We start from the raw sequence: 13,237 nt of genomic DNA, 5'->3' as shown, positions 1-13,237 counted from the left end.
CAGCACCAGCTTGTCGACGCCGGGCAGGTTGTAGGAGACGGCCACGGGGCCGGTCACCATGGGCAGGTTCCAGGCGGGGGAGCCGCAGTACTTCTCGGCCTCGGCGGTCTCGACCTTGCCGTCCTTCTCCTCCTTCTTCAGGGCGGAGTCGGAGCCGGCGAAGTCGACCTGGCCGGCGAGGAACTGCTTGATGCCCGCGCCCGAGCCGGTGGGGTTGTAGTTGACGGTCGCGCCCTGGCAGGCCTCCTGGAAGGAGGCGATGGCCTCCTCGATGGCGTTCTTCTGCGCGGACGACCCCTCGGCGTTCAGGGTGCCCTCGGCGCACTCGGCGGCCGAGCTCCCGGAACCGGATGCGGTGGACCCCCCCGAGCCGGCGGTGGTGTTCTCGTCAGAGCCGCAGGCCGAAAGCGCAAGGGAGCCGGCCAGGGTGATGGTGGCCAGCTGGCCGAAACGCTGAATCTTCACGGTGTGAACCTCTCCACAGGACAAGAGTCAGTGGCGGGCAGGCTGCCCGACGCTGTTGAAGGTAAGAGGGGTGAGTGACGCGATGGGCGGTCCAGGGTGAACGGACGGTGAACAGCGCCCAGACATTGCCTCGACGGCGGGCAGCCGTGAGCCGAGCCACACGTGAACGACGGGTCAGGGACCGGTCAAGACCCGCCCAAACCCGGCGCTCACGGCAGGTGCCGCTCCACCGCCACGACCCGGGCCGCAGCACCGGAGTCGACGACGTGGGCGACCAGCACCTCGCCCTTGCCCATGCCCGTCTCGGCGGCCTCGTCGAGCAGCTTGGCGGCGTCGGCGCTGTCGTCGCTGGTGGGGTCGACCAGGGTCGCGAGCTCGTCGAGCAGGGCGGGCAGGACCGGCCCGTGGCTGCACAGGGCGGCGGGGCGGCCGCGCTCGACCAGGCCGACCAGGTGCCGGATCGCCCAGGCCGGGTTGTCGGCGTAGCCCTCCTCGGACAGCCCGTCCTTGAGCCGCAGCGCCTTGCCGAGCGACGCGGCATACGGCCGCAGGGTGTCCGCGCAGCGCACCGACGGTGAGCTGACCAGCCGCCGCACCCCGTATGCCGCGAGCAGCGGCACGATCGCTCGTGACCGCTCCGCGCCCCTTTCGTCGAGCGGGCGGAGCCGGTCGTCCGGGTCCTTCCACTGGGAGCGTGGCAGGGCGCGAGCGTGACGGACCAGGGCCAGCGGCCAGGTCGTCAGCGCGCCGGCGTTGTCGGCGCGCACCAGCGCGCGGAGCTGGTCGCGGTCGCGGGAGTAGTCGAGCTGGTCGGAGGCGGTGACCACGTCGAGCCAGCGGACCTCGTCGATCTCGTTCGCGAGCGGGCCGCCTCCGCCGGTGACCTCCGCGGCCCAGTACCGGACCTCCTTGGTGGAGGGCTCGCCGTCGCGGTCCAGCACGGTGTACGACGCGCCGGGCAGTGGCCGGCCCAGGCGGACCTCGAGCGCGGTCTCCTCGTGGGTCTCCCGCGCCGCAGCCGCCGGCCACTCCTCACCGGGGTCGAGCTTGCCCTTCGCCCACGCCCAGTCGTCGTACTTCGGCCGGTGCACGAGGGCGACCTCGAGACTGCCCTGGCGCCGGCGCCAGGGCAGGGTGCCCGCTGCGGGGATCACCGCCACGCACGTCGCCCAGCGGTCCGGGGAAGGCTCATCGGCGCCGGGCCTTGCGGCGGCGCTTGGCGTGCATCTCGATCAGGGTGGACTGCAGGTCGGCGAGCGGGTTCCCCTCGGCGTCCGTGGTGCGGCGGGTCCACCGGCCGTCGCCGGACAGCTCCCAGTGGGAGAAGTCCTGGCTCATGCCCTGGTCGAGCAGGGAGGCGAGGTCCTCGATGTGCTGCGGGTCGGTGATGCGCACCAGGGCCTCGACGCGCCGGTCGAGGTTGCGGTGCATCATGTCCGCGCTGCCGATGTAGACCTCGGGCTCGCCGCCGCCCCCGAAGAGGAAGACGCGGGAGTGCTCGAGGAACCGGCCGAGGACGGAGTGCACCCGGATGTTCTCCGACAGCCCCTCGACGCCGGGTCGCACAGCGCAGATCCCACGGACCCAGATGTCGACGCGGACCCCCGCCTGGGAGGCGCGGTAGAGCGCGTCGATGACCTCCTCGTCGACGATCGAGTTGACCTTGATCTGCACCAGCCCGCCGCTGCCCGCCTCGGCGTGCGCGATCTCGCCCTCGATCCGCTCGACCAGCCCGGAGCGGATCGAGCGGGGTGCGACCAGCAGGCGCTTGAACTTGCTGCGCGGCGCGAACCCGGAGAGCTGGTTGAACAGGCGGGTGAGGTCCTCGCCCACTTGTGGGTCGCAGGTCAGGAGGCCGAAGTCCTCGTAGAGCCGCGCCGTCTTGGGGTTGTAGTTGCCGGTACCGACATGGCAGTAGCGGACCAGGCCGTCAGGCTCCTGGCGGACCACGAGGGAGAGCTTGCAGTGGGTCTTCAGGCCGACGATCCCGTAGACGACGTGGACGCCGGAGTGCTCGAGCTTGCGGGCCCAGGAGATGTTGTTCTGCTCGTCGAAGCGGGCCTTGATCTCGACGACGGCGAGCACCTGCTTGCCGGCCTCCGCTGCGTCGATGAGGGCGTCGACGATGGGGGAGTCCCCGCTGGTGCGGTAGAGCGTCTGCTTGATCGCCAGCACCTTCGGGTCGGTCGCGGCCTGCTCGATGAACGCCTGGACCGAGGTCGAGAAGGAGTCGTACGGGTGCTGCAGCAGCACGTCGCGGTCGCGGACGATGGGCAGGATGTGGCTGGCCTTGGCCGTCTCCGCGGGCGCGAGGTCGGGGTGGGTGCGCGGCCGGAACGGCTCGTACTTCAGGTCGGACCGCTCGAGGTCGGCCACCAGGTTGAGGCCGCGCAGGTCCAGCGGCTTGGGCAGCCGGTACACGTCGTTCTGGTGGACGCCGAGCTCGCGGACCAGCATGTCGAGGACGTGGCCGTCCATGTCGTCGACGACCTCGAGGCGCACCGGCGGGCCGAACCGGCGCCGGGTGAGCTCCTTCTCGAGGGCGGTGAGGAGGTTCTCGGCGTCGTCCTCCTCGACCTCGAGGTCCTCGTTGCGGGTGACGCGGAACGTGAAGTGCTCGCGCACCTCCATGCCCGGGAAGAGCAGGTCGAGGTGGGCGGCGATGACCTCCTCGAGCGGCACGAAGCGCGTGTGCACGTGGTCGGCGAGGGCCGACTCGCCGCCCGGGGGGTCGATGTGCAGCAGGCGGGGCAGCAGCGGGGGGACCTTGACGCGAGCGAAGTGCTCCTTGCCGGTCTTGGGGTTGGTCAGCGTGACGGCGAGGTTGAGCGACAGGCCGGAGATGTAGGGGAACGGGTGGGCCGGGTCGACGGCCAGCGGGGTGAGCACGGGGAACACCTGGTCGGTGAACATCCAGGTCAGCGTCTCGCGCTCGCTGTCGGTGAGCTCGTCCCAGCGCACGATCGAGATGCCCTCCTCCTCGAGGGCGGGGCGCACGCGGTCGCGGTAGACCGCAGACTGCATCGCCTGCAGCTCGTGGGCGACGAGGGAGATCTGCTCGAGCACCTCACGGGGCTCGAGTCCGGAGGCGGAGCGCACGGCGAGGCCGGTGGCGATGCGCCGCTTCAGGCCCGCCACCCGCACCATGAAGAACTCGTCGAGGTTCGAGGTGAAGATCGCGAGGAACCGGGCCCGCTCGAGCAGCGGCACGGACTCGTCGGCCGCGAGCTGGAGCACCCGCTCGTTGAACTGCAGCCACGAGATCTCGCGGTCGAGGAAACGGTCCGCCGGCAGGCCGCTCTCGTCTGCGGCGGCAGCGGCCTGCACGACGCGCATGAACCGGCCGTTGGCCGCCCGGGGCTGGAACCTCGTGTTGTCGAGCGGGCTGGCGCTCGCGATGGAGACCTCGCCGGCCTCCGTGTCGGTCTCGACGGCCTCCTGAGCCTGCTTCGTCGGAGCGGTCATACGCTCATCCTGACACCGCTGGGTGAACCGCGCCGGAATACATCACATCGACCATGATGCTGCGGAAGCCCAGCCCCGTGTAGGTCCTCAGGGCCGCGGTGTTGTCGCCGTCCACGTACAGCACGACCTCGGGCAGGCCGAGGGCCGCCAGGTGCGCGAGCCCGAGGGCCGTGAGCGGGCGGCCCAGGCCGCGGCCCTGGTGTGCCGGGTGCACCCCGACCACGTACACCTCACCGTGGGGGTGCGCTGTGCCGGTGGGGTCACGGTGGACCTTCGTCCAGTGGAAGGCCGCCACCCGGCCGGGGGCGTCCTCGGCCTCGACGACGATGAAGCCCTCCGGGTCGAACCACGGCTGGGCCATCCTCCCGTGCAGGTCGGCGAGGGTCATCTGGCCCTGCTCGGGGTGGTCGGCGAACGCCGCCGCGTTGGTCTCGAGCCAGGCGGCGTCGTCCTCGCCCGGGCGGAAGGAGCGGGCGGTGAACCCACTGGGCAGCGTGGTGCTCGCGGCCTCGAGGTCCTGGGGCCCGAGGGGCCGGGCCATCTTGTGCAGCTCGCGCACCCTGACCATGCCCTCCCGCTGCGCGAACGCGCGAGCCGCGGGCAGGTCCCCGTGGGCCCACACCCGGGCCCCGGGGTGGCGCTGGTCGACGGCCCTCCACAGCGCGTCGCCGAGCCCGGCCGCACGGTGTGCGGGGTCGACGACGATCTCCACCGAGGCGCCGTCGCCGGCCCGGTCGGCCTGGGCGTACCCGTGCAGGCCGCCCGCGGCATACCCGAGGTAGTGGCGCACGCCGCTCTCGGCGCGGGCCAGCGCCAGCAGTCCGCTCTCGGACACCGGCGCCACGCCGTCGGCGGCCGTGGCCGCGTCGGCGATCGCGCGCACCCCGGCCGCCTGGTCGGGCGTGAGCTCGGTCAGGGCACGCACGTCGAGGTCGGACACGTCGGCCATTCCACCATGCAGCGACCAGCCGGCGCCGCGCGCGCTCAGGCCTCGGCGAGCTGGTCGCTGGGCTCGTCGACGGCCTCGGGGACGAAGCGGTAGCCGACGTTGCGGACCGTGCCGATGAGCACCTCGTGGTCGGGTCCGAGCTTGGCGCGGAGCCGGCGCACGTGGACGTCGACGGTGCGGGTGCCGCCGTAGTAGTCGTAGCCCCAGACCTCCTGCAGCAGCTGGGCGCGCGTGAAGACCCGCCCCGGGTGCTGCGCGAGGTACTTCAGCAGCTCGAACTCCTTGTAGGTGAGGTCGAGCAGCCGCCCGCGCACACGCGCGGAGTACGTCGCCTCGTCGATGGACACGTCCCCGCTCGTGATCTGGACCTCGCCCGGCTCCTCCGCGGCCTGGGTGCGGCCCACCGCGAGCCGGATCCGGGCCTCGACCTCGGCGGGCCCGGCGCTCTCGAGCAGCACGTCGTCGATGCCCCACTCGGCCGTCAGGCCCGCCAGGCCGCCCTCCGTGAGCACGGCCATGAGCGGCACGGACATGCCGGTCGCCCGCAGCACCCGGCAGAGGGACCTGGCGACCGCGAGCTCCCGGCGGGCGTCGACGAGGACGATGTCGGCGTGCGGGGCGTCGACCAGGGCCGTCGGCTCGGCGGGGATGATGCGCACCTGGTGGCTGAGCAGGCCCAGCGCCGGCAGCACCTCGGCGCTCGGCGCCAGGGCGTTGGTCAGCAGCAGCAGGTGGGCCATACACACGCAGGATAGGCGGTGGCGGCCCCCGTCACCGGGCCCACACGCATCATGAGACCGTGGGCAGGTGGAGCACGCGCACGACGACGGCCGCCCGGCAGGGACCCGTATGCCGCAGCCGCGGGCGGGCGCGCCCGTCACCCTCCGCTACTGGGCCGGTGCCCGGTCGGCGACCGGCGTGGACAGTGACGCCCTGCACGGGTGTGCCACCGTCGCGGACGCGCTCGCCGAAGCCACCCGCCTGCACCCCGGGCTGGCCCCCGTCGCTGCGGTGAGCTCGCTCCTGCTCGACGGCCGCCCCGCCGGCGGCGACACCGCGCTGCCGCCGGGCTCCGTGTTGGAGGTGCTGCCGCCCTTCGCCGGGGGGTGATGGGAGGATGCCGGTCGTGCCCGACGTGCCAGAGACCCGCCACGCCGCCGAGCAGCATCCCCTCACCCGCGCCGAGCGCCGGGCGCAGAGGGCTGCCGTGCCGCGGCCACCCGCGACGTCCCTGCGTCCGCTCGCAATCCTCGCGACGATGTCCTTCGCGGGGCTGGTCGCACTCACGGGGTTCACCTACCCCGTGCTCGTCGCGCTCGCCGTCGCGCTGACCGGCGGGGTCATGGCCTGGGGCTGGCCGACCCTGCTGGCGCTGCCGAGTCCCCGCGGGACCACCACGGTCGTCGCGATCGGCGCGCTCACCACCGTTGCCGCTGCCACGCTCATGCGCACCGAGCCCTTCCTGGAGTGGATCCCGGCGGCCCTGGCCATCTCGCTGCTGGCGGCCTTCCTCCACCAGCTCCTGCGCCGCGACGGCCGCCCCCGGCTCACCGAGTCCGTGGCTGCCACGGCGGCCGGGCTGGCGATCGTGGCGATCGGGGCCACCTACATCCCGCTTCCGCGCACCCTCGGTGGATCGCAGACGATGGCGGCCGCCATGGCGGCGATCGCGCTGTCGGCGCTGGCCGACGCAGCCCTGGGCCACCGCCGGCTGCGGCCGTGGGCGCTGCCCATCGCCATGGTGCTGGGCGGCGTGGGAGCCATGCTCGTGGCCCTCCTGGACGGACGCCCGATGCCGGCTCCGGCCGCCCTGATCGGGCTGCTCGCGGCGGGCATCGCCCACGCGGCCCGGCGCGTGGTGGCGGTGCTGCCCACGATGGCCTCCGCCCGCTCGCAGCTCGCCTCGGGCGCGGCCTCGGTGCTGGTCTGCGGCGTGGTGGTCTACGCGCTCGGCCGCATCCTCATCGCCTGACGACGCCGCGCGAGCGCAGGCACGCCCGCCTGCGCTCAGTAGACGAGGGCCTGCGTGCCGGGGGCCATGACCTCCTCCACGAAGGCAGCGGCCCCGCGGATCGTCGCCCCGTCGACGAGGTCGGTGTCGCTGAGCTCGCGCCGGGCGGCGCACTGGCCGCAGACGGTGAGGCTCCCGGAAGCCAGCACGGCGTCGCGCAGGTCCGCCAGGGGCGCCGCGTGCGGCAGCACGAGGTCCTCGGCGCGCCCGGGCACCGCCACCCACGAGGCGTCACCGGTGAGCCACAGGCTGACCTCGACCCCGCTCGCGGCTGCGGTGGCGGCCACGGTGAGCCCCTGGTTGAGGCGTTCGAGGGCCTCGGCGCCGCAGGTGATCTTGACGACGAGGCGGGTGCGGGGTGCCGGCATGGCACTCAGGCTACGATCACCACCGTGGAAGCGTTCTACATCTCGCTGCTCGTGCTCACCGCCATCGTCGTCACCTGGTTCGCCGGCTACGTGGTCTACCGCCTGGTGCGCTCGCCCCGCTGACCATGGCCACCTTCGCACTCGACCCCGACCTGCCCCCTGCCCTCGCGCCGCTCGCCTGGCTCATCGGTGAGTGGGAGGGTGCCGGCGTCGTCGGGTACCCCACGATCGAGTCGGCGCACTTCGGGCAGGAGATCAGCGTCACCCACGACGGCCGGCCGTTCCTGGAGTGGCAGAGCCGCACCTGGCTGCTCGACGAGCAGGGCAGCAAGGTGCGACCGCTGGCCCGGGAGCTCGGCTTCTGGAGGCCGCTGGAGAACAACGAGGTCGAGTTCCTGCTGACCCACCCGACCGGGATCGTCGAGATGTACCACGGCACGACGTCCCCGGCGAAGATCGAGATCCGCACCGACGGCGTGATCCGCAGCCCGCACGCCAAGGACTACAAGGCCGCGGCGCGCATGTACGGCCTCGTGAACTCGGACATGATGTGGGTCATGGACATGGCAGCCGTCGACCAGCCGCTGCAGAGCCACGTCTCCGCCCAGCTGAAGCGTGTCGGCTGAGCCCACCGCATGACGTCACCAGCGCGCATCCTGACGGTGTGCACCGGCAACATCTGCCGGTCGCCGTTCATCGAGCGGGTGCTCCAGGCCGAGCTCGACCGGGCGTGGGGTCCGGGGGCGGTGCTCGTGAGCAGCGCCGGCACCGGCGCCCTCGTCGACGAGCCGATGAACGCGCCGGCCCTGCGCGTCCTCGAGGTGGCGGGATACTCCGCCACCGGGTTCCGCGCCCGGGCCCTGACACCGGCGCTGGTCGCCGAGTCCGACCTCGTGCTGACCGCCACTCGCCAGCACCGGGGCAAGGTGGCGCAGCTGCACCCGCGCGCCCTGCGCTACACCTTCGCCCTGCTCGACTTCGCCGACCTGGTCTCCGACCTGCCACGGGACGGCTACGCTGCCGCAGACCCCGCTGACCACATCCGCGGCCTGGTGCAGGCGGCGGCCAACCGCCGGGGGATGCGACCGCCGCTGCCCGAGGAGGAGGCCGACGTGGCTGACCCGTACCGCCGAGAGGACTCGGCGTTCGACGCGATGTCCGCCCAGGTCCTCGGTGCCCTCCCCCTGCTGTCGGCCGCGATGGGGCCGGCATGAGTCGTGTCGGCGGCCGGCTGGGACTCGCGGCCCTGACCGCCTTCCTCGCCGCCGACGTGGCGCTCGTGGGCCTGGCCCTGCGCAGCACCGCCGGCGCGTCCGACGCAGGCGGGAAGGCCGCCGCCGCGGCCGCATCGGCGGCCCCCACCGGGGCGGCCACACCCTCGAGCACCAGCGCCCCCAGCGCCACGGAGTCACCGGCCGCCGAGGGCGCGGGATCCGGGCTCGACGTCGTGCCGCTGACGGTGGGCATCGTCGCCGTGGACGCCGAGCACGCCTGGCGCTTCGAGACGGGCTCGTGCTCCAAGGGTGGCTCGACCCTGGCGATCACCGACGACGGCGGGTCGACCTGGCAGCCCCGCGCCGCCCCCTTCGACGCGACGATGCGGATCCGGGTGCGCGACAACGGTGGCGCCTTCGCCATCGGCAGTGACGAGGAGTGCTCGGCGCGCTTCCGCCAGACCGAGCAGGGTGTCCCGGCCTGGGGCGCCGAGTCGCGCGTCCCCGATGCGTGGTACCGCGACCCGAAGAACACTGCCGCGGTCGGCACCGCCGAGGGCAGCAGGGCCGAGCCCTGCGGCGAGGCCACCGTGGTGGACCTCAGCATCACGGACACGTCGGCGACGGCGCTGTGCTCCGACGGCCGTGTGCTCTCCAGCGACACGGGTGCCACGTGGACTCCCGGCGAGACGGCACCCGGCTCGGTCGCCGTCGCGGCCACCGACCAGCAGACGCTGCTGGTGCGTCCGATGGACGGGTGCGCCGGGCTGGCGGTGGTGGACGCTCGGGCAGGCGACACCGCCCTGGGGTGTGCGGAGGTCGATCTCGCGGGTGTGGAGCCGGGCCGGGTCGCGCTGTCGGTCCGCGGCGACCACGCGTGGTTGCTCGCCGGTGACACGGTGCTGCGGTCCTCCGGCGACCTGAGCGAGTGGGCCGCCGTCGGTTGAGCCGGTCGGTCGGGCGGCGCCGCAGCGGTCCTCGGGCCGTGCGTAGAGTGGTGGCGTGGCCCCCGACATCGCCGAGCAGCTGCGGGCGCAGGGACGGCGCATGACGCCGCAGCGCCAGCGCGTGCTCGACGCCGTCTCCGCCCTCGCCCATGCCACCCCCGACGAGGTCGTGACCGCCGTGGCCGCCGACGGCGGTGTCCCGCTGTCGCCCTCGACGGTGTACCGGGCGCTGGAGGCGCTGGAGTCGCTCGGCGCCGTGGGGCACACGCACCTCGACCACCGCGCGCCGACGTACCACCTCGCCGACCACGCCGACCACGTGCACCTCGTCTGCCGGGGCTGCGGCAGGGTCGACCAGTGCGACCGCGACGCCGCCGCGGACTTCGAGGGGAATGTCCTGCGGGCGACGGGCTTTGTTGCAGATGTGACCCACATGGCAGTTCACGGATGGTGCAGCGCATGCGCGAGCCAGCGGTAGTCGCCTCGCCCCTGCTCGCGCGGCACGGGGCAGTCGAGGACGAAGGGCCCGACGCGGGCGTGGCCGCCCACTACGGCGACCCCCTGCGGGAGCAGCGCCTGCTCGAGGAGGGGCTCGCTGTGGTCGACCTCTCGCACCGCGGCGTCGTGACCGTGGCGGGGCCCGACCGGCTCACCTGGCTGCACTCGATGACCACCCAGCAGCTCGCCGGCCTCGGGCCGCGTGAGTCGCGCGAGACGCTCGTGCTCAGCCCGAAGGGGCACGTCGAGCACGCCCTGCACCTCGTCGACGACGGTGAGACCGCCTGGATCACGACGGAGCCGGGCGGCGCGCCCGCACTCGTCGCGTGGCTCGACTCCATGCGCTTCATGCTGCGGGTCGAGGTGGCCGACGTGACCGCCGACTGGGCCGTGCTCGGCGAGACCTCGGCGTCCGAGTCCCTCCCGGGTGAGCCCCTGGCCTGGCGGGACCCCTGGCCGGGGCTCGTCGGCGACACCGCGGCCTACGGCCCGGTCGAGGGTCACCCCGCGACGGGGCGGGCCTGGCGCGAGGTGCTCCTGCCACGCGACGGGCTCGCCGACGCGGTCGGCGACCGCGGCCTCGCCGGCACCTGGGCCAGCGAGGCGCTGCGGGTCGCGGCCTGGAGGCCGCGGCTGGGCCTCGAGACCGACCACCGCACCATCGCCCACGAGGTCGACTGGCTGCGCACCGCGGTCCACCTCCACAAGGGCTGCTACCGGGGCCAGGAGACCATCGCGCGGGTCCACAACCTCGGCCGGCCGCCGCGCCGGCTGGTGTTCCTGCACCTCGACGGCTCCGGCCACACGCTGCCCGAGCGCGGGGCACCGGTGTATGCCGCGGGCGAGCGGGCCGTGGGCCACCTCACCTCGGTGGCCCGCCACCACGAGATGGGCCCCATCGCCCTGGCGCTCGTCAAGCGCAGCACGGACCCGGGGGCCACCCTCGTCGCCGGGGGCGTCAGCGCGGCCCAGGAGGTCATCGTCAGCCCGTGACAGCGGAGGGCCCCCGCACCTGACGGTGCGGAGGCCCTCGGCGTCCGTCGGTCGCTGTCGACCAGGCGTTGGTCGGCGTCGCTCGCTCAGACGCCGGCGGTCTCACTCTTGCGGCTGCGGGCGCGGTCCTTGCGGCTGCGGTCGTTCGAGAGCGGCGCGTAGCCCTCGCGGTAGTAGTAGGACTCGGCGTCGGCGCCCTTCATCGGGATCCGGTTGATGACGAGCCCGAGCACGTTGCCGTTCACGGCCTGCAGCGAGGCGAGCGCGCGGCCCAGCTGTTCCTTGTGGACGATCTCGCAGCCGACCACGACGACGGTGCCGCCGGTGATGGTGCTGAGCACGGCCGCGTCGGTGACCGGCAGGAGCGGCGGGGCGTCGATGATGACGTAGTCGAACATGTTCTCGAGCTCGCGCACGGTGCGGCTCATGGCCTCGGACCCGAGCAGCTCGCTGGGGTTCGGCGGGATCTGCCCGGCGCCGAGCACCTGGATGTTGGCGCTGCCGAACGGCTGCAGCACGTCGGCGAGGTCGGCCTGCCCGATGAGCACGTTGGTGAGGCCGACGGAACCCTCCATGCCCATGTACTGGAGCATGCGGGGCCGGCGCAGGTCGCCCTCGACGATGCAGACCCGCGAGCCGGCCGCGGCCATGGAGATCGCGAGGTTCGCGGTGGTCGTCGTCTTGCCCTCGCCCGGGAGCGAGGAGGTGAACGTCATCGACCGCGGGTGGGTCGCCGCGTCGATGAACTGGAGGTTCGTGCGCAGCGCCCGGAACGCCTCGGCGCGCGGGCCGTGCGGGTCGGACTGGACGATGAGCGGCCGCTTGGTGCTGTCGGAGTCGTAGAGGATGCCGCCGATGACGGTCTCCTCGCTGACGTCCTTGACGTCGCGCTCGCTGCGGATGGAGGTGTCGAGCAGGTCGCGCAGCAGCGCCGCGCCGAGCCCGAGCATGAGGCCGAGCACGACGCCGAGGGCGATGTTGCGGGCCGGCTTGGGGCTGACCGGGCCCTCGGGGACCGACGGCGGGCGGACCACCGACACCTTGACCGGGCTCTCGGACTTCTCGGACACCCGCTCGAGCTCGCTCACGCTCTGGGCGAACTGGCGCCCGACGGCATCGGCGATCTTCTGCGCCTGCTGCGGGTCGCGGTCGTTGACCATCACGTCGATGAGCACGGTGTCGAGCGGGACGCTGGCCGAGATCTTGGTGCCGAGCCGGTCGGCCGAGGTGTCGAGGTCGAGCTGCTCGATCACGGGGTCGAGCACCGTGGGCGTGGTGATGATGTCGGAGTAGGACTTCACCCGCTGCTGGGTGAAGTTGCTGCCCTGCAGGAGCTGGGTCGAGTCGGCGCTGCCCGAGGTCGAGACGAACAGCTGGGTGCGGGCCTGGTAGACCTTGGGGCTCCACAGCGTCACCAGGGCGGCTACCGCCACGAGTGCCAGCGTCACGGCGACGATGGTGCGCCAGCGCTTGCGGACGACTCGCAGGTAGTCGTGAAGATCCACAGTCCCACTTTCTGTGTGTGTGCTCGCCCGTGCGGGCGTTGTCGTGCGTGTGCGGCGGGAGCGAAGGCCCCCGGCCGGCCACCCCTAGCACAAACTCCGCACAGTCTCCCACAGAGCGGGACAAAGTCGCGCCTTCGCGGGTGCCATGATGAGCGCATGCCGACGGCTTCCCCCCACAGCGCAACGCTGATCACCGTGGCGCCGACGGGTGCCGAGCTCGCGAAGGAGGAGTACCCGCAGCTCCCCACGACCCTCGAGGAGCTCGTGGAGACGGCCCTGGCCTGCGAGGCGGCGGGCGCGGCGATGATCCACCTTCACATCCGCGACCACCAGCACCGCCCGACCCTGGACCACGGCCACCTCAGGGCCGCCGTCGAGGCCCTGCGCGAGCAGACGTCCCTGGTCATCCAGCTCTCGACCGGCGGCAGCGTCCACGACCCGCTCGAGCAGCGGCTGACCGTGCTGGACGCCGAGCCGGACTCCTGCAGCCTCACCTGCGGCACGACCAACTTCGGCGACGACGTGTTCCTGAACCCGTGGGGGTTCATGTCCGACCTCTACGTCCAGGCCCAGGAGCGCGAGGTCGTCCCCGAGTTCGAGCTGTTCGACCTCGGCCACGTGCACGCCCTGCGCCGGCTCATCGACACCCACGGGCTGCCCTTCGGGGGGAAGGTCCACGTCGACTTCGTGACCAACGTCCCGGGCGGTATGCCGGGGACGCCGGCGGCGCTGCTCGCGGGCGTCCAGATGCTGCCGCCGGAGGTGACGAGCTGGTCCGCCACCGGCATCGGCCGCGCCCACCTGCCGATCATGGCCGCAGCA

Annotated in this window: 15 protein-coding genes; 8 read left to right on the top strand and 7 right to left on the bottom strand. The window is 73.1% G+C overall.

What is annotated here, in order from left to right; genetic code table 11:
- The 5 genes from VIB11_RS12240 to VIB11_RS12220 form a co-directional block, all read right to left on the bottom strand.
- The coding region (locus VIB11_RS12240; protein ID WP_332031508.1) for a substrate-binding domain-containing protein at positions 1–465 on the bottom strand (465 nt) is incomplete at its 3' end.
- A 209-nt stretch (positions 466–674) separates the two neighbouring features.
- Complete coding sequence (locus VIB11_RS12235) at positions 675–1,619, bottom strand: NUDIX hydrolase (RefSeq protein WP_332031507.1); 945 nt, start codon at positions 1,617–1,619, stop codon at positions 675–677.
- 34 nt (positions 1,620–1,653) lie between these two features.
- Complete coding sequence (locus VIB11_RS12230) at positions 1,654–3,930, bottom strand: RNA degradosome polyphosphate kinase (RefSeq protein WP_332031506.1); 2,277 nt, start codon at positions 3,928–3,930, stop codon at positions 1,654–1,656.
- A gap of 4 nt (positions 3,931–3,934) precedes the next feature.
- On the bottom strand, positions 3,935–4,879 hold the full coding sequence (gene mshD, locus VIB11_RS12225; protein ID WP_332031505.1) for a mycothiol synthase: 945 nt from the start codon (positions 4,877–4,879) through the stop codon (positions 3,935–3,937).
- Positions 4,880–4,914: 35 nt separating this feature from the next.
- Complete coding sequence (locus VIB11_RS12220; RefSeq protein WP_332031504.1) at positions 4,915–5,619, bottom strand: response regulator transcription factor; 705 nt, start codon at positions 5,617–5,619, stop codon at positions 4,915–4,917.
- A gap of 67 nt (positions 5,620–5,686) precedes the next feature.
- Between VIB11_RS12220 and VIB11_RS12215 the strand changes: the two genes are divergently transcribed.
- Both VIB11_RS12215 and VIB11_RS12210 read left to right on the top strand, forming a co-directional pair.
- Positions 5,687–5,989, top strand: a complete 303-nt coding sequence (locus VIB11_RS12215; RefSeq protein WP_332031503.1) for a MoaD/ThiS family protein — start codon at positions 5,687–5,689, stop codon at positions 5,987–5,989.
- A 16-nt stretch (positions 5,990–6,005) separates the two neighbouring features.
- Positions 6,006–6,851 carry a hypothetical protein gene (locus VIB11_RS12210; RefSeq protein ID WP_332031502.1) on the top strand — a complete coding sequence of 282 codons (846 nt, stop codon included), beginning with the start codon at positions 6,006–6,008 and terminating at the stop codon, positions 6,849–6,851.
- Positions 6,852–6,886: 35 nt separating this feature from the next.
- On the opposite strand, the gene VIB11_RS12205 is transcribed toward VIB11_RS12210, so the two are convergent.
- Positions 6,887–7,258 carry a DsrE family protein gene (locus tag VIB11_RS12205; RefSeq protein WP_332031501.1) on the bottom strand — a complete coding sequence of 124 codons (372 nt, stop codon included), beginning with the start codon at positions 7,256–7,258 and terminating at the stop codon, positions 6,887–6,889.
- Positions 7,259–7,383: 125 nt separating this feature from the next.
- On the opposite strand from VIB11_RS12205, the gene VIB11_RS12200 reads away from it, so the two are divergent.
- Genes VIB11_RS12200 through VIB11_RS12180 form a run of 5 tightly spaced genes read left to right on the top strand, consistent with a single transcriptional unit; the run spans position 7,384 to position 10,910 of the window.
- Positions 7,384–7,884 carry an FABP family protein gene (locus VIB11_RS12200; RefSeq protein ID WP_332031500.1) on the top strand — a complete coding sequence of 167 codons (501 nt, stop codon included), beginning with the start codon at positions 7,384–7,386 and terminating at the stop codon, positions 7,882–7,884.
- A gap of 9 nt (positions 7,885–7,893) precedes the next feature.
- Complete coding sequence (locus VIB11_RS12195; protein ID WP_332031499.1) at positions 7,894–8,472, top strand: low molecular weight phosphatase family protein; 579 nt, start codon at positions 7,894–7,896, stop codon at positions 8,470–8,472.
- A complete protein-coding gene (locus VIB11_RS12190) occupies positions 8,469–9,419 on the top strand; it encodes a hypothetical protein (protein ID WP_332031498.1) in 951 nt (316 codons plus the stop codon). Before VIB11_RS12195 ends, VIB11_RS12190 begins: the two co-directional genes overlap by 4 nt.
- A 55-nt stretch (positions 9,420–9,474) precedes the next feature.
- On the top strand, positions 9,475–9,897 hold the full coding sequence (locus VIB11_RS12185; RefSeq protein ID WP_332031497.1) for a Fur family transcriptional regulator: 423 nt from the start codon (positions 9,475–9,477) through the stop codon (positions 9,895–9,897).
- Complete coding sequence (locus VIB11_RS12180) at positions 9,879–10,910, top strand: YgfZ/GcvT domain-containing protein (RefSeq protein ID WP_332031496.1); 1,032 nt, start codon at positions 9,879–9,881, stop codon at positions 10,908–10,910. Before VIB11_RS12185 ends, VIB11_RS12180 begins: the two co-directional genes overlap by 19 nt.
- 86 nt (positions 10,911–10,996) lie before the next feature.
- Here the strand turns inward: VIB11_RS12180 and VIB11_RS12175 are convergent, their stop codons facing one another.
- Entirely contained in the window at positions 10,997–12,415 is a 1,419-nt protein-coding gene (locus VIB11_RS12175; RefSeq protein ID WP_332031495.1) for a polysaccharide biosynthesis tyrosine autokinase, read from the bottom strand.
- A 156-nt stretch (positions 12,416–12,571) separates the two neighbouring features.
- Here VIB11_RS12175 and VIB11_RS12170 point away from each other — a divergent pair.
- A partial coding sequence (locus VIB11_RS12170; RefSeq protein ID WP_332031494.1) for a 3-keto-5-aminohexanoate cleavage protein occupies positions 12,572–13,237 on the top strand: 666 nt, incomplete at its 3' end.

Source organism: Pedococcus sp. (assembly GCF_036554925.1).
Taxonomy (GTDB): Bacteria; Actinomycetota; Actinomycetes; order Actinomycetales; family Dermatophilaceae; genus Pedococcus_A.
Note: the sequence above shows the minus strand (reverse complement) of the source record. Positions and strands in the feature narration are given on the sequence as shown.